15 protein-coding genes and 1 riboswitch are annotated in these 15,089 nt (G+C 70.9%); of the genes, 12 read left to right on the top strand and 3 right to left on the bottom strand.

Annotated elements, in window-relative coordinates:
• The first annotated feature begins 42 nt into the window (after positions 1-42).
• Positions 43-1,248, top strand: a complete 1,206-nt coding sequence (purT, locus tag ISO16_RS10060; RefSeq protein WP_072635869.1) for a formate-dependent phosphoribosylglycinamide formyltransferase — start codon at positions 43-45, stop codon at positions 1,246-1,248.
• The gene (locus ISO16_RS10055; RefSeq protein ID WP_006945492.1) at positions 1,245-1,727 is read left to right on the top strand and encodes a DUF456 domain-containing protein; all 483 of its coding nucleotides are present in this window, start codon (positions 1,245-1,247) and stop codon (positions 1,725-1,727) included. Before purT ends, ISO16_RS10055 begins: the two co-directional genes overlap by 4 nt.
• A gap of 98 nt (positions 1,728-1,825) precedes the next feature.
• On the opposite strand, the gene ISO16_RS10050 is transcribed toward ISO16_RS10055, so the two are convergent.
• The gene (locus tag ISO16_RS10050; RefSeq protein ID WP_072635868.1) at positions 1,826-3,211 is read right to left on the bottom strand and encodes an FAD-dependent oxidoreductase; all 1,386 of its coding nucleotides are present in this window, start codon (positions 3,209-3,211) and stop codon (positions 1,826-1,828) included.
• Positions 3,212-3,504: 293 nt separating this feature from the next.
• Between ISO16_RS10050 and ISO16_RS10045 the strand changes: the two genes are divergently transcribed.
• The 10 genes from ISO16_RS10045 to ISO16_RS10000 all read left to right on the top strand — a co-directional run bounded on the left by ISO16_RS10045 (position 3,505) and on the right by ISO16_RS10000 (position 13,086).
• The gene (locus ISO16_RS10045) at positions 3,505-3,933 is read left to right on the top strand and encodes an Rv0361 family membrane protein (protein ID WP_043802335.1); all 429 of its coding nucleotides are present in this window, start codon (positions 3,505-3,507) and stop codon (positions 3,931-3,933) included.
• Between the two features lie 62 nt (positions 3,934-3,995).
• On the top strand, positions 3,996-4,406 hold the full coding sequence (locus ISO16_RS10040) for a rhodanese-like domain-containing protein (protein ID WP_006945501.1): 411 nt from the start codon (positions 3,996-3,998) through the stop codon (positions 4,404-4,406).
• Positions 4,403-5,626 (top strand): O-succinylhomoserine sulfhydrylase, encoded by a 1,224-nt coding sequence (locus ISO16_RS10035; protein ID WP_072635867.1) that lies wholly within the window; start codon positions 4,403-4,405, stop codon positions 5,624-5,626. Before ISO16_RS10040 ends, ISO16_RS10035 begins: the two co-directional genes overlap by 4 nt.
• A gap of 216 nt (positions 5,627-5,842) precedes the next feature.
• Complete coding sequence (locus ISO16_RS10030; protein ID WP_170913968.1) at positions 5,843-6,793, top strand: DUF808 domain-containing protein; 951 nt, start codon at positions 5,843-5,845, stop codon at positions 6,791-6,793.
• Between the two features lie 89 nt (positions 6,794-6,882).
• Positions 6,883-7,025: riboswitch (cobalamin riboswitch) on the top strand.
• 80 nt (positions 7,026-7,105) lie between these two features.
• Positions 7,106-8,077, top strand: coding sequence for an ABC transporter substrate-binding protein (locus ISO16_RS10025; protein ID WP_072635865.1), 972 nt, complete (start codon positions 7,106-7,108; stop codon positions 8,075-8,077).
• The gene (locus tag ISO16_RS10020) at positions 8,074-9,102 is read left to right on the top strand and encodes a FecCD family ABC transporter permease (protein WP_006945506.1); all 1,029 of its coding nucleotides are present in this window, start codon (positions 8,074-8,076) and stop codon (positions 9,100-9,102) included. Before ISO16_RS10025 ends, ISO16_RS10020 begins: the two co-directional genes overlap by 4 nt.
• Complete coding sequence (locus ISO16_RS10015) at positions 9,099-9,905, top strand: ABC transporter ATP-binding protein (protein WP_072635864.1); 807 nt, start codon at positions 9,099-9,101, stop codon at positions 9,903-9,905. The genes ISO16_RS10020 and ISO16_RS10015 overlap by 4 nt, the downstream gene beginning before the upstream one ends.
• Positions 9,905-11,251: a bifunctional adenosylcobinamide kinase/adenosylcobinamide-phosphate guanylyltransferase gene (locus ISO16_RS10010; protein WP_072635863.1), complete on the top strand. Its 1,347-nt coding sequence runs from the start codon at positions 9,905-9,907 to the stop codon at positions 11,249-11,251. The genes ISO16_RS10015 and ISO16_RS10010 overlap by 1 nt, the downstream gene beginning before the upstream one ends.
• Before the next feature lie 353 nt (positions 11,252-11,604).
• A complete protein-coding gene (locus ISO16_RS10005; RefSeq protein ID WP_065922256.1) occupies positions 11,605-12,333 on the top strand; it encodes an MspA family porin in 729 nt (242 codons plus the stop codon).
• Between the two features lie 63 nt (positions 12,334-12,396).
• Positions 12,397-13,086, top strand: a complete 690-nt coding sequence (locus tag ISO16_RS10000; protein WP_065922257.1) for an MspA family porin — start codon at positions 12,397-12,399, stop codon at positions 13,084-13,086.
• 200 nt (positions 13,087-13,286) lie between these two features.
• Here the strand turns inward: ISO16_RS10000 and ISO16_RS09995 are convergent, their stop codons facing one another.
• Positions 13,287-14,045, bottom strand: coding sequence for an HAD-IIA family hydrolase (locus ISO16_RS09995; RefSeq protein ID WP_044476465.1), 759 nt, complete (start codon positions 14,043-14,045; stop codon positions 13,287-13,289).
• A 65-nt stretch (positions 14,046-14,110) separates the two neighbouring features.
• Positions 14,111-14,881, bottom strand: a complete 771-nt coding sequence (locus tag ISO16_RS09990) for a sulfite exporter TauE/SafE family protein (RefSeq protein ID WP_072635966.1) — start codon at positions 14,879-14,881, stop codon at positions 14,111-14,113.
• Positions 14,882-15,089: the final 208 nt, after the last annotated feature.

The raw sequence follows: 15,089 nt of genomic DNA, 5'->3' as shown, positions 1-15,089 counted from the left end.
GCGTCCTCCAGGTGCGACCTGCGGGGCACATATAGTCCCCTCATGGTCTCACCCCGAATCGGCACCCCGCTCACTCCCGGCGCCCTGCGCGTCATGCTGCTCGGCGCAGGTGAGCTCGGCAAGGAGGTGGTCGTCGCGCTGCAACGGCTCGGTGTCGAGGTGATCGCGGTGGACCGGTACCCGAACGCGCCGGGGCACCAGGTGGCGCACCGCGCGCACACCGTCGACATGAGCGACCCGCAGGCCCTGCTCGCGCTCGTCGAGGCCGAACGACCCCACCTGGTCGTGCCCGAGATCGAGGCGATCGCCACCGACGCGCTCGCGATCGTCGAGGAACGCGGTCTCGCCGAGGTGATCCCGACCGCGCGCGCCACCCGGCTGACCATGAACCGGGAGGGCATCCGCCGCCTCGCCGCCGAGGAACTCGGGTTGCCCACCTCCCCGTACCGCTTCGCCGAATCCCTCGACGAGGTCCGCGCCGCCGCGGCCGAGGTCGGCTTTCCGTGCGTGATCAAGCCCGTGATGTCCTCGTCCGGCAAGGGCCAGTCCACGGTCCGCACCCCCGACGAGATCGCCGCCGCCTGGGACTATGCGCTCGCCGGCGGGCGCGTCGACCTCGGCCGCGTCATCGTCGAGGGCTTCGTCGACTTCGAGTACGAGATCACCCAGCTCACCGTCCGCGCCGTCGGGCCGTCCGGGGAGGTCGAGACGTTCTTCTGCGAACCGATCGGGCACCTGCAGCGCGCCGGCGACTACGTCGAGTCCTGGCAGCCCCAGCCGATGAGCGAGCGGGCCCTGGCCCGGTCCCGGGAGATCGCGGCGACGGTGACCGGCGCGCTCGGCGGCCGCGGCGTCTTCGGCGTCGAACTGTTCGTCGCGGGCGACGACGTGTTCTTCTCCGAGGTGAGCCCCCGCCCGCACGACACCGGCCTGGTGACCCTGCGCTCGCAGCGCTACTCCGAATTCGAGCTGCACGCCCGCGCGATCCTGGGCCTGCCCGTCGACACCGCGCTCCTCGCCCCCGGGGCGTCGGCGGTGATCTACGGCGGCATCGACGCCGCCGGCATCGCGTTCGAGGGCATCGCCGACGCGCTGTCGGTGCCCGAAACCGACCTGCGGCTGTTCGGCAAGCCCGAGTCGTTCGTCCGTCGTCGCATGGGTGTGGCGGTGTCGACCGGCCCGGACGTCGAGACCGCGCGGGCCCGCGCGGTCGAGGCGGCGTCGCGCGTGCGGCCGGTGGCGCCGTGACCGCCGGCGCGGAGGTCCTCGTCGGGCTCGCGATCCTCGTCGGCCTCGTCGGCATCGTCGTGCCGATCCTGCCGGGCACCCTGCTGATCTTCGGGGCGATCGCGGTGTGGGCCGTCCTCACCGGCGGCACCGTCGCGTGGACGGTCTTCGCCGTCGCGACGACGGCCCTGCTGGTCACCGGCATCGTGAAGTACACGTGGCCGGGAGGACGGATGCGCCGCGCCGGGGTGCCGACCCGCTCGATCGTCGCCGGCGGTCTGCTCGGCATCGTCGGCTTCTTCGTCGTCCCGGTGATCGGTCTGCTGCTCGGTTTCCTGCTCGGCACGTACCTGTCCGAGGTGCAGCGGCACCGCACCCACCGCGACGCCTGGCTCTCGACCGTGCACGCGACGAAGGCGGTGGCGCTGTCGATCCTCGTCGAGCTGCTCGGCGGTCTCGTCGCCGCCGGCGTGTGGCTCGGCGCGGTGCTGCTCACCTGAACGCCGCAGCCTCCGGATACGGCTGTGGCCGAATGTCACATCGTGTCGATCCAAACGACGCGATGTGACATTCGGCCACGGCGGGGGAGCGGGTGGCGTCAGGCCTTGTGCGGCTCCGAGGCGCGGAACATGTCCTCGCGCTCGACGACCTTGACGCGCTCGCGGCCCTCGGCCTCGCCGAGGCTGCGCTCGTGCGCGTCGAGGCGGTACCAGCCCTGCCAGGTGGTGTAGGGCAGCTGCTTGTCCTCGAGGAAGGCGACGATCGCGTCCTCGGACGGGTCCTCGGGGGTGCCCAGCAGCCCCTGCGCCCGGTCGGCGAGCAGGTTCGCGACGGTCTCGTTCGCATCGCCCTTGGTGTGGCCGATCAGGCCGACGGGGCCGCGCTTGATCCAGCCGGTGACGTAGGTCGCCTGCAGGTAGCGGGCGGTGCCCTCGGCGGCGTCGTCCGCGACGACGCGTCCGGCCTCGTTGGGCACGGTGCCGGCCTGCTCGTCGAACGGCAGCTTGGCGATGTTCTGCGACAGGTAGCCCACGGCCCGGTACACGGCCTGGACCTCCCAGTCACGGAACTTGCCGGTGCCGCGGACGTTGCCGGTGCCGTCGAGCTGGGTGCGCTCGGTGCGCAGGCCCACGACCTTGCCGTCCTCGCCGAGGATCTCGGCGGGGGACTCGAAGAAGTGCAGGAACAGCTTGTGCGGGCGGTCGCCGACGTCGCGGATGGCCCAGTCCTGCAGGGTGTTGGCCACCATGTCGACCTGCTTGGAATTGCGGCGCGCCGCCTCCGAGCCCTCGTCGTAGTCGATGTCCTCGGGGTCGACGATGACCTCGATGGTGGGCGAGTGGTCGAGCTCACGCAGCTCGAGCGGGGTGAACTTGGCCTGGGCGGGACCGCGGCGGCCGAACACGTGCACCTCGACGGCCTTGTTGTTCTTCAGGCCCTCGTAGACGTTGGCGGGGATCTCCGTCGGCAGCAGCTCGTCGCCGGTCTTGGCCAGCACCCGGGCGATGTCGAGGGCGACGTTGCCGACGCCGAGCACGGCGACCTTCTCGGCCTCGAGCGGCCAGTGGCGGGGCACGTCCGGGTGGCCGTCGTACCAGGAGACGAAGTCGGCGGCGCCGTAGCTGCCGTCGAGTTCGATGCCGGGGATGTTCAGGGCGCGGTCGGCGTTGGCGCCGGTGGAGAAGATCACCGCGTCGTAGAAGCGGCGCAGGTCCTCGAGGGTGATGTCGGTGCCGTAGTCGAGGTTGCCGAGCAGCCGGACCTGGGGCTTGTCGAGCACCTTGTGCAACGCGGTGATGATGCCCTTGATGCGCGGATGGTCCGGGGCCACGCCGTAACGGATGAGACCGAACGGGGCGGGCATCCGCTCGAACAGGTCGATGCTGACCTCGGTGTCGGACTTCATGAGCGCATCGGCGGCGTAGATACCGGCGGGGCCGGCACCGACGATCGCGACGCGAAGGGGACGAGTCTGATCGGTCATCAGGGGTCAACTACCTCTTCGGTGTGCGGACGGACGTGGTTCAGCTTAATTGAGGAAGGGAGCCGGCAGGGGTGGCTGCCATGGGCACGCGGGAGCGGCAGGAACTGCGCGACGAACCGGGCGTGACGAGAAATCGCTTCAGCGACAACACATGTGGGCGCTCACTCGACACAGGTCGACGGCGAGACGTCGAACGAGGTGCGTAGAGGCCATGGGCAATTCCTACCTCGAGAGGGTTTATTGGGGCAAATGCGCCCGCGGGGGGCCGTGCCCGCGCGGCCTAGGATCGCCCCATGGCAGCCGAACGCGCACCCGAACCCGACCCGGACGAAACGGACCGCAGCAGCGCGACGCCGTTCCTCGCGGCGCTCGCGATCATCGTGGTGCTCGTCGTCGGGGTGTTCGTCGCCCAGCTGGTGTCGCCGTCGGACAGCAGCACCTCCGGGACCGAGCTCGTCGTGCGAACGGTCGACGACTACGTCCGCGCGCACAACGCCGGCGACGCCCCCGCACAGGACCGCTTGCGCTGCGACGGGCTCCCTGCCGACCGGGCCCCGCTGGCCGGCGTCGACGGCGAGGTGCAGCTCGAGGGCGTCGAGAACGTCGAGACGGACGGCGACCGGGGAACCGCCGACGTGCGCGCCCGGTTCGACGGGAACGAGCAGACCGCCACGTGGCAGTTCGTCCGGATCGACGACGTCTGGCGGGTCTGCACCTTCTGATCGGGGACCGGCGCCGCCCGCCCGCCTGGTCGGCTCGCCGCGAACTGTGAAAAGCTGGTGCGGTGAGCTACGCAGGTGATATAACGCCGCAGCAAGCGTGGGAGCTGCTGCGCGAGAACCCGGACGCCGTGCTCGTCGATGTGCGTACCGACGCCGAATGGAAATACGTGGGGGTTCCCGAGACCTCTCCCATCGGGCGCCGCACCGTCTTCGTCGAGTGGGTGCGCTACCCGGACGGTGCCCGCAACGCGGGGTTCGTCGAGCAGCTGAAGGACGCCGGCGTGACCGGCGGGCCGGTCGTGTTCCTGTGTCGCTCGGGACAGCGTTCCATCGCGGCCGCGGAAGCGGCCACCGCGGCGGGCCTGGCCCCGTCGTACAACATCGTCGAAGGATTCGAAGGCGGCCTCGATGCCGAGAGGCATCGCGGAGCCGAGGGCTGGCGGGCCGCGGGCCTGCCGTGGAGGCAGTCGTGAGCGCAATTCCCAGGGGCGGCGCCTTCGAGCGGCCGCTGCCGGCATCGGTGCGTCCCGCCACGCTCGGCGTGCGCGGCGGCACCATGCGGTCCGGATTCGAGGAGACCTCCGAGGCGATCTACCTCAATTCCGGTTTCGTCTACGAATCGGCCGAGGCCGCGGAGCAGGCGTTCACGGGCGACGTGGACCACTTCGTCTACTCCCGGTACGGCAACCCGACCGTGAAGATGTTCGAGGAGCGGCTGCGGCTGCTCGAGGGCGCCGAGGGCTGCTACGCCACCGCCTCCGGCATGTCGGCGGTGTTCACCTCCCTCGCCGCGCTGCTCGGCAAGGGCGATCGCCTGGTCGCGGCCCGGAGCCTGTTCGGCTCCTGCTTCGTGGTGTGCAACGAGATCCTGCCCCGCTGGGGCGTGGAGACGGTGTTCGTCGACGGCGAGGACCTCGACCAGTGGGAACAGGCGCTGTCCGTGCCCACGACCGCGGTCTTCTTCGAGACGCCGTCGAACCCGATGCAGACCCTCGTCGACGTGCGCCGGGTCTCCGAGATGGCCCACGCCGCCGGTGCCAAGGTGGTGCTCGACAACGTCTTCGCTACGCCGCTGCTGCAGCGCAGCCTGGAGCTCGGCGCCGACATCGTCGTGTACTCGGGCACCAAGCACATCGACGGCCAGGGCCGCGTGCTCGGCGGGGCGATCCTCGGCCCGCAGGACTACATCGACGGCCCGGTGCAGCAGCTCATCCGGCACACCGGCCCGGCGCTGAGCCCGTTCAACGCCCACACCTTGCTCAAGGGCCTCGAGACGATGCCGCTGCGGATCCGGCACTCGGTGGAGTCGGCCGGGCGGATCGCCCGCTTCCTCCAGGACCACGCCGCGATCAAGTGGGTCAAGTACCCGTTCCTCGAGTCGCACCCGCAGTACGACCTGGCGCGGTCCCAGATGAGCGGCGGCGGCACGGTCGTGACCTTCGAGCTGGACGCCCCGGAGGGCGAGGGCAAGAAGCGCGCGTTCGAACTGCTCGACGGGCTGCGTATCGTCGACATCTCCAACAACCTCGGCGACGCCAAGTCGCTGATCACCCACCCCGCGACGACGACGCACCGGGCGATGGGTCCGGAGGGCCGGGCGGCAATCGGCCTGTCCGACGGTGTGGTCCGGTTGTCGGTGGGGCTCGAGGATCCGGAGGACCTGCTCGAGGACTTCGAGCAGGCGCTGAAGTAGCCCGCGGCCACGTCGGAGGCGACAGCCACGTCGAGGCCGTACCGGCATCGCGGACTCTGATCCGCCCCCTGGGCCTGCCGAGTCGATGACACCGGCCGTACCGGACACCGAAGGAGAGCCGGCTCGGCGGTCGGGTGTGCTTCGGTAACGTACAAGTCGACCCGCAACTGCGTGTCGTTCGATCGGCTCTGCACAGCCGAACTGTGGGAGGTTCCCGTGGCTGGTGGTCTCGTCGCCCTGTTGGACGACGTCGCGGCACTGACGAAGGCGGCCGCGGCGTCCATCGACGATATCGGCGCCGCGGCCGGCAAGGCCGGCGTCAAGGCGGCCGGTGTCGTCGTCGACGACACCGCCGTCACCCCGCGCTATGTGCACGGGTTCACCCCCGATCGTGAACTGCCGATCATCCGCAAGATCGCGACCGGGTCGATCCGCAACAAGCTCCTGATCATCCTGCCGGTGGCGATGCTCCTGAGCCAGTTCCTGCCCCAGGCGCTGCCCTACCTGTTGATCGCCGGTGGTCTGTACCTGTGCTACGAGGGGGCCGAGAAGGTCTACGAAGCACTCACCGGTGGTCACCACGACGAGGACGCGACCGCGGGGCAGAGCGGGCCGGAATTCGAGAAGTCGATGGTCAGCGGCGCGATCCGCACCGACCTCATCCTGTCGGCCGAGATCATGGTGATCTCACTGGCGTCGGTCGAGGACGAACCGTTCCTCACCCGGCTGCTGGTGCTCGTCGTCGTCGCGATCCTCATCACCGCCCTGGTGTACGGCGCGGTCGCGCTGATCGTGAAGATGGACGACGTGGGCCTGTCGCTCGCCCGACGCCGATCGTCGTTCAGTCGACGATTCGGGCGGGGGCTCGTGGCCGCGATGCCGAAGGTGATGACGGTGCTCACCGTGGTCGGGATCGCCGCGATGCTGTGGGTCGGTGGCCACATCCTGCTCGTCAACGTCGGCGAGGCAGGATTCCATTGGCCGGCCGATCGCCTCCACGATCTCGAACACTGGTTCGGCGATCTCGTGCACGGCGGCTTCGGCGGTGTGCTGTCCTGGACTGCCGGGACCGTGGCGTCCGCACTCGTCGGGCTCGTCGTGGGCGCGATCATCGTCCTGATCGCGCACCTGATTCCGAAACGGAAGAAGCGCGGCGCGGTGCACTGACGGTGTCGACGTCCTCCGATGGGGTCACCGGGGTGGGGAACCGGTCGAAGACGGCGTCGGGCCGCCGTCCCCGGACCCGGCGTCCTGCGATACGCTGCGGTGACCCCGCTTGCCGGCGGGGTGCCGCAGCGTATCGGTGAAGTCCGGTGTAATCCGGCACTGTCCCGCAACTGTGAGGCCGGCAGCGCGCTGCCGGACGAGTCAGGTCGGCCGGCGCGGCGGTCACGTACTGGTCCTCGGACGAAGGACGGTGTCGTGCCGCAACGGTGATCCGTTGCAGCCGTGCTGTTTTCGTCCTCCGCCTCACGGAGGATGGCTGTGCCTGCCCCCACTGCGCCCGCCCGCCGGCTGTTCGCTACCGGACTCGCCGCGCTCGCCCTGCTCGCCGCCTCGTGCGGCTCGAGCGGCGGATCCGACCCGGCCTCCGCGTCGTCCGGCGACGGCACCTTCCCGGTCACCGTGGGCTCCGGCGACGGCGCGATCACCCTCGACGCGGTCCCCGGATCGATCGTCTCCCTCAGCCCCACCGCCACCGAGATGCTCTACGCCGTCGGCGCCGGCGACCAGGTCGTCGCCGTCGACGACCAGTCCGATTTCCCCGCGGAGGCGCCCGTCACCGCCCTGTCCGGATACTCGCCGAACGTCGAGGCCGTGCTCGGCTACGAACCGGACCTCGTGGTCGCCATGGACGTCGGCGACCTCGTCTCCGGCCTCGAGGCGGCCGGCGTCCCCACGCTGCTGCTGCCCGCCGCCACCACCCTCGACGAGGCGTACACGCAGATGGAGCAGCTCGGCGCCGCCACCGGGCACGTCGGCGACGCGGCCGAACTCGTCGCCTCGATGCGCAGCGACATCGACGAGGTCGTCGCCGGGCTGCCCCCGCGCCCGGCCCCGCTGACCTACTACCACGAGCTCGACGACACCTACTACAGCGTCACCGGCGGCACCTTCATCGGCGGCATCTACTCGATGCTCGGCCTGCGTTCGATCGGCGACGCCGCCGGAGCCGACGCCTACCCGCAGCTGTCCGCCGAGTACGTCCTCGACGCCGACCCCGACCTGATCTTCCTCGCCGACGGGCAGTGCTGCGGTGTCACCCCGGACACCGTGGCCGCCCGCGCCGGCTGGGGCGAGCTGACGGCCGTCCGGTCCGGCCAGGTCCACGTGCTCGACGAGGACGTCGCCAGCCGCTGGGGACCCCGGGTCGTGGACCTCGTGCGGCACCTCGGGACGATCGTGGCCGCCGCGCCCGCGTCCGAACCCGCCGCGCAGCCCACCCGGTGACCCGCGCCGCGCGCCACCCGGCCCTGGTGCTCGGCGCGGCAGCCCTCGTCCTGGTGGTCGCGCTGCACGTCGGCGTGCTCGTCGGCCCCGCCGGGCTCACCGTGCGCGGCGTGTTCCTCGAGCTGATCGACGCCCTGCCGTTCGTCGACGTCGACTCCGGACTGACGACGCGGCAGCAGGCCATCCTGTGGAACATCCGGATGCCGCGGGTGGCGCTCGGCGCGCTGGTCGGTGCGATGCTCGCCATCGCGGGCGCCACCTACCAGGGGGTGTTCCGCAACCCGCTGGCCGATCCTTACCTGCTCGGCGTGTCGAGCGGGGCGGGCCTGGGCGCCACCCTCGCGATCGCGCTCGGCGGGGCGCTCGGCGCCGCCGGGGTGCCGGTCGCCGCGTTCGCCGGCGGCCTGGTGGCCGTCGCCGCCACGTACGCGCTCGGGCGCAGCGTCGGCGGGATGCGTTCGGAGGTCGTCATCATCCTGGCCGGCGTCGCGGTCGCGGCGTTCGCCAATGCGGCGCAGACGTTCGTCCAGCAGCTCTACGACGACACCCTGCGGCAGGTGTACACGTGGCTGCTCGGCCGCCTCAGCACCGACGGCTGGTCCGACGTGGTCGTCGTGCTGCCGTACGTCGTGGTGTCCGCCGCGGTCATCCTGCTGCACCGCCGGATGCTCGACGTGATGGCGGTCGGCGACGTGGAGGCCGCGAGCCTCGGCGTGAGCCCGGCCCGGGTCCGGCTGGTCCTGGTGTGCGTGGCCACCCTCGGCACCGCCGCCGTGGTCGGCGCCAGCGGGCTCATCGGCTTCGTCGGAATCGTGGTGCCGCACGCGATCCGGCTGATCGTCGGCCCGGGGCACCGGCTGCTGCTGCCACTGTCGCTGATGATCGGGGCCGCCTTCCTCGTCCTGGCGGACGTGCTGGCCCGGACCGTGATGTCCCCGGCCGAACTGCCCATCGGCGTGGTGACCGCGGCCGTCGGCGCCCCGTTCTTCCTCGTCGTGCTGCGCCGGCATCGGGGGGTGTCGTGAACGCCGTCGACTGCCACGGCCTGAGCGTCGCCCGTGGCGGCAAGACCGTCCTGCACGGGGTGGACCTGCTTGTCGGACAGGGGGAGTGGGTCGCGCTCGTCGGGCCCAACGGCGGTGGGAAGACCACGCTGCTGCACGCGCTCGCGGGCCTGGTGCCCGCGACCGGCCGGATCCGCGTCGGCGGCCTGGACCCCGCTCACGCCGGACGCCGGGCGATGGCCCGGACGGTGGCGCTCATGCCGCAGCGGCCGGTGGTGCCCGAGGGCATGACCGTCGCCGACCTGATCCGGCTCGGCCGTACCCCGCACATGCCGCGGTTCGCGACCGAGTCGGCGCACGACCGCGAGGTGGTCGAGTCGGTGCTCGACCGCCTCGACCTGCGCGGGCTGGCCGCGCGGCCGGCGACCGAGCTGTCCGGCGGTGAGCTGCAACGGGTGGTGCTCGGGCGCGCACTCGCGCAGGAGCCGAAGGTGCTGCTGCTGGACGAGCCCACCAGCGCCCTCGACATCGGCCACCAGCAGCACGTGCTGGACCTGGTGGAGTCGATGCGCGCGGAGAACGGGCTCACCGTCCTCGCGGCCATGCACGACCTGACCTCGGCGGCGCTGTACGGCGGACGGCTGGTGCTGCTCGCCGACGGCCGCGTCGTCGCCGACGGCACGCCCCGGCAGGTGCTGACGGCCCGGCGGATCGCCGACGTGTACGGCGCGCGCGTCGAGGTGGTGGACCGACCCGGTTCCGGACCGGCTATCGTTCCGGTTCGCGGGAGCTGTTCCGGCCGAACCGAATCGGAGGGTTCGTGATGGAGGTCCTGCTGCTGGGCACGGGTGCGGCCGACGGCTGGCCGAACCCGTTCTGCACGTGCGCATCGTGCTCGGACGCGGCCGCCAGCGGCGAGATACGCGGGCAGACGGCGGCGCTGGTGGACGACGTCCTCATGCTCGACTGCGGGCCCGAGGCGCCGCGCGCGGCCCTGCGCCACGCCCGCACCCTCGCCGGGGTGCGGCACATCCTGCTCACCCATTCGCATCCCGACCATCTCGGCCCGCAGGCGCTGCTGTTCCGTGCTTGGGCGACAGTGGATTTCGAGATCGAGGTGATCGGACCCCCCGACACGCTGGACCAGTGCCGGGACTGGGTGGGTCCCACCGACGCGGTGCGGTTCGTGCCCGTCGCGGCCGGGGACGTGCTGACGGTGGGCGAGTATCGGGTGCGGGTCCTGCCCGCCGCCCACCGGGTCCTGAGAGAGGGAGACTCGGTGCTCTACGACGTGCAGGGCCCGGGCGGCGACCGGTTGCTGTGGGCGTGCGACACCGGCCCGCTGCCCGCGGACTGGTTCGAGCGGGTCGCCGGCGCGGGGTACGACGCGGTCTTCCTGGAGGAGACGTTCGGTGACCGCATCGATCTGGGGGACGCGCACCACACGCTGCCCGCGTTCGGCGAGACGGTGGGGGCGCTGCGCGCGTGCGGGGCGGTGACCGAGCGGACCGACGTGGTGGCCGTGCATCTGGGGCACCACAACCCGCCGGTCGCGCAGTTGCGGATCCGCCTGGCGGCCTGCGGGGCGCGACCGGGCGACGACGGTGAGGTGACGACGGTGGGACAACCGACCGGCAAAGCCGCTGCGACGCAGCGCACCCTGGTACTCGGCGGTGTCCGCTCCGGCAAGTCGCAGCACGCCGAGGAGTTGCTCGAATCGTTCCCGGCGGTGACGTACGTGGCGACCGGCGGCACGCGCGACGGCGACGCGGAGTGGGCCGAGCGGGTGGCGCTGCACCGCGTCCGTCGGCCGCGGTCGTGGACGACGGTGGAGACCGACGACGTGGCATCCGTACTGCGCGGGTCGCGCGAGCCGTTGCTGATCGACTGCCTCGGGACCTGGCTCACCGCCCGTCTGGACCGTCACGACGTGTGGTCGGGCGGCGACGTCGCCGCGGTCGAGGCGGACGTCGAGGACTTGCTCGAGGCGTGGCGTTCGTGTGCCGTGCCGGTGGTGGCGGTCAGCAACGAGGTCGGCAGCGGCGTGGTGCCGCCGACGGCGTCCGGCCGGCTCTTCCGCGACCTGCTCGGGCGGCTCAACGCGCGGGTGGCCGCCGAGTCGGAGGCGGTGACGTTGGTCGTGGCGGGCATTCCGATGCGGTTGCGCTAGAGCATCGAACTTCGTTCTGTGCAAGTCGGATTCCCGGTCACACATAAACCTCCGATCGCACACGAGTGTGTGCAGATGTGATCTGGAACACAGCCGTAACTGTTTAGTGACCCTTCGCATCGGGCGTGTTATCGTTCCGAAACGAACTGGGGTCCGAGCGGGGGTGTCGGTCCACAGTGCCCTTCGGGGCAGCACGCCAACGACACCTGAATCCGCCTGTGCGAGAAACCGACCGGTATCTCGCCCGACCTGACCAGAAGGCACATCCGAATCGACCGCGGCGGTCGCCCGCGGCCGTGATCAGCCGTGCCCGGGGGCGCCCGGGTAACCGCACACCTGAGTAGGGGAATGAATTGAGCATCAAGCACACGTCCGGCCTCCGCCGCGGCGCACGCATCGGTGGTGTCGCAGCTGCTGCTGCGATCGCCCTGGGCTTCCTGTCCGCGGGTGCGGCGAACGCCGACACCTTCGTGCCGCTGCCCGACGGCGAAATCGTCGCCCCCAATGGGAACGTCATCAAGCGTTTCGCCGAAACTGCGCTGATCTCGCCGTCGCTCGCTGCTAACGGCGCTGGTCGCGTGGCGTGGGTGTCCGGCACGATCACCGCCGACGTCAAGGGTGTTCCCGCCACTGCGGAGGCCGGTCCCTCCAACGGTGGTATCGCCGAGAACCCCGACGGTTCGGTCAACCAGAACGGCACTCAGGGCACCTCGACCAACGGCGTTCCGCGCCTGACCACCGGCTACATCGTCGGCTGCCAGGTGGACATCAGCCAGATGTCGGGCACGCTGGGTCTCAACGTAGGCATGTCCGGCGATCTTGCCAAGGAGACCGGCAATGCGTCGGTCGGCGGTTCGGCAGGTATCACGGCACCCATGACCGCTGGTCAGGTCCGCTTCGTGCCGGTCCAGGGCAGGGACATCAAGAAGGACGGCACGTACACCATCCAGTACCAGGATGCCCAGATCGACGCTCAGGGCTGCGGCGGCTACGCCCAGGCTCGTTCGTACACGGTCCTCGAGGTCACCGGAAACAACTACTCCAAGACCACCCTGTACGGCCAGCCGTTCAGCATCGGCTGAGCATCTCCAGGCCACCCCTCCTTACCCTCGCTCGCACGAGCGTAGAACCTCGAGAGAGAGACCATGAAGACCAGCTTCAAGACCGGCCTGCGCCGCGCGCTCAAGACCGCCGGTGTCGGTGCAACCGTCGCCGTTGCAATCGGATTCGCCTCCGTCGGCGCGGCCAATGCCGACACCTTCGTTCCGCTGGAGGACGGCTCGATCAGCGAGACGCTGCCCGACGGCACCGTCGTCACCGTCACCCGGACCGGTGAGACCGCCACCATCTCGCCCTCCATGGGTGCCACCCCGCTGCACCGCAACGTGTGGGTTTCCGGCACGGCCAAGGTCGACCTCAGCGGGCCGGGTGCCGCGATCGGCGGACGGATCCAGCCCGGCTACATCGTCGGCTGCCAGCTCGGCATGACGGCCAACCTCGGTGCGGGGGCCGGCCTGGGCGCCGGAATGGGCACCTCGGGAGAGTCTGCCAGTGGCTCGGTGACGGGCAACGCCGGTATCACCCTCAAGCCGAACCAGGCCTACGACTACAAGGTTCTCGACCTGACCCAGGTCGATCCCTTCGGCGCCGAGGTGCACCGCAACTTCAACACCTTCAAGGGTGCGAGCGGCACCGTCACCTGGGGCGACTCGACCCTCGGTGTGACCGGTTGCGCCGGCTTCGCCCAGGCCCGCAGCTACGTCAAGGTCACGGTCGACACCCCGACTGCGACCCAGCAGGTCACCCTCTGGGGCCAGCCCTTCAGCATCGGCTGAGCGAGGCGCCTTCAGAGGTGAGCAGCCCCGCCGACGAGAACCTCATCCTCTCGTCGGCGGGGCGTCGTCGCTGCCCGGTCCGGTGGGGGCCGGGCAGTGGCGTCATGGATGAACGGTGACGGGGAGGTTGTTGCGGCATCGCCCGAGTGGCATGCGCGACAACCTCCCCTTCGGCGTCGAAACCGCCCGCTCGATGCCGCTCAGAACGGATTCGCGGTGCGCCCCACCAGTTCCGCGATCGATTCGATGACGCGGGTGGGCCGGTAGGGGAACATCTCCACGGACTCGCGGGTGGAGATGCCGGTGAGGACCAGCAGTGTCTGCAGGCCCGCCTCGAGGCCGCAGACGATATCGGTGTCCATGCGGTCGCCGATCATGAGCGTGTGCTCCGAGTGCGCGCCGATCGCGCGCAGGGCGGACCGCATCATCAGGGCGTTGGGCTTGCCCACGAAGTACGGTTCGCGGCCCGTCGCGCGGGTGATCAGGGCAGCGACGGCCCCGGTGGCGGGGAGCGAGCCCTCCCGCGACGGCCCGGTCGGATCCGGATTGGTCGCGATGAACCGGGCACCCCGCTCGACGAGCCGGATCGCCGTGGTGATCGCCTCGAACGAGTACGTGCGGGTTTCCCCCAGGACGACGTAGTCCGGATCGCTGTCGGTGAGGACGTAGCCGATGTCGTGCAGGGCCGTGGTCAGCCCCGACTCGCCCACCACGTATGCGCTGCCACCGGGGCGCTGATTCGCCAGGAACGTCGCCGTCGCCAGCGCCGACGTCCAGATCGACTTCTCCGGGACGTCGAGGCCGGTGCGCAGCAGCCGGGCCCGCAGATCCCGCGGAGTGCGGATCGAGTTGTTGGTGAGCACCATGAACGGCGTGCCGTTCTCGCGCAGCTCGGTCAGGAACGCGTCGGCGCCGGGAATCAGGTGTTCCTCGTGGACCAGGACGCCGTCCATGTCCATGAGGTAGTTCCAGACCGGCGCGGGTGTGGGTTCGTCGCTCACCGTTCGAGTGTGTCACCGACCGCTCAGGCCAGCAGCCGGTACAAGCCGATCAACCCGACCACGACGATGACGGCACGCAGCGCCGTGGGCGAGAGCCGGCGGCCGTACCGGGAGCCGAGGGCGCCGCCGATCAGCGAGCCCACGGCGATCAGCGCCGCCACCGTCCAGTCGATCCGGTCGAACGCGACCAGCGTGTAGGCGGTCGCGGCCACGACGTTCACCAACAGCGAGAGCAGATTCTTCGCGGCGTTCTGCCGCTGGATGTGGTCGTGCAGCAGCGCGCCGAACAGGCCCATCAGCAGGATGCCCTGCGCGGCTGTGAAGTAGCCGCCGTACACGCCCACTGCGAAGGTGCCGACGATCAGCGCCGTCATCCGGGCGGGGCCGATCTGCTCCTCCGGGCCGCCGGAGCGGCGCAGCACCCACTGCTGCAGCTTCGGCTGGAGCACGACGAGGAGCAACGCCAGCACGAGCAGGACGGGCACGATCGTCTCGAAGGCCGACTCGGGCAGGTTCAGCAGCAGCCACGATCCGAGGACCGCGCCGGAGACCGACGCGGGGATCTGCCACCGTAGCCGGGGCCACTGTCCGCGCAGCTCCCGCCGGTACCCCCACGTGCTCGACACCCCACCCGCGACGAGTCCGACCGCGTTGGACATCGTGGCGGTCACCGGCGGCAGGCCGAAGGCGACGAGGGTCGGGAAGGTGATGAGGGTCCCGGAGCCGACCAGCGCGTTGATCGCGCCGGCGCCCAGCCCGGCCAGGGCGACGAGGAACAGTTCGAGCGGTGTCACCGAGCCGACCTTACGGTAGGCGCCGCCGTGGCCTGTCGTCGCCACCCCGGAGCGTCGGGGGCCACCGAATACGCTGTCTCAACAAGGCTTTCGCGTGGATCGCCGGCGGACGGCACCGGCCGCCGCGGGTGCCGGTGTCCCGCCGTCGTGGCCCGCCGGCGGACGGCACCGGCCGCCGCGGGTGCCGGTGTCCCGCCGTCGTGGCCCG

Origin of the sequence: Rhodococcus sp. M8 (assembly GCF_015654185.1) — a bacterium.
GTDB classification, from domain to species: Bacteria; Actinomycetota; Actinomycetes; order Mycobacteriales; family Mycobacteriaceae; genus Rhodococcus; species Rhodococcus aetherivorans.
The sequence above is the reverse complement of the archived record's forward strand: the minus strand, read 5'-3'. Positions and strand labels throughout refer to the sequence as shown.

What these genes read in the sequence shown, in the direction of transcription:
- purT (WP_072635869.1), top strand. Translation starts at nt 43, where the DNA reads ATGGTCTCACCCCGAATCGGCACCCCGCTCACTCCCGGCGCCCTGCGC.
- ISO16_RS09995 (WP_044476465.1), bottom strand. Translation starts at nt 14,045, where the DNA reads ATGGACATGGACGGCGTCCTGGTCCACGAGGAACACCTGATTCCCGGC.
- ISO16_RS10025 (WP_072635865.1), top strand. Translation starts at nt 7,106, where the DNA reads ATGGCTGTGCCTGCCCCCACTGCGCCCGCCCGCCGGCTGTTCGCTACC.
- ISO16_RS10010 (WP_072635863.1), top strand. Translation starts at nt 9,905, where the DNA reads ATGGAGGTCCTGCTGCTGGGCACGGGTGCGGCCGACGGCTGGCCGAAC.
- ISO16_RS10050 (WP_072635868.1), bottom strand. Translation starts at nt 3,211, where the DNA reads ATGACCGATCAGACTCGTCCCCTTCGCGTCGCGATCGTCGGTGCCGGC.
- ISO16_RS10000 (WP_065922257.1), top strand. Translation starts at nt 12,397, where the DNA reads ATGAAGACCAGCTTCAAGACCGGCCTGCGCCGCGCGCTCAAGACCGCC.
- ISO16_RS10045 (WP_043802335.1), top strand. Translation starts at nt 3,505, where the DNA reads ATGGCAGCCGAACGCGCACCCGAACCCGACCCGGACGAAACGGACCGC.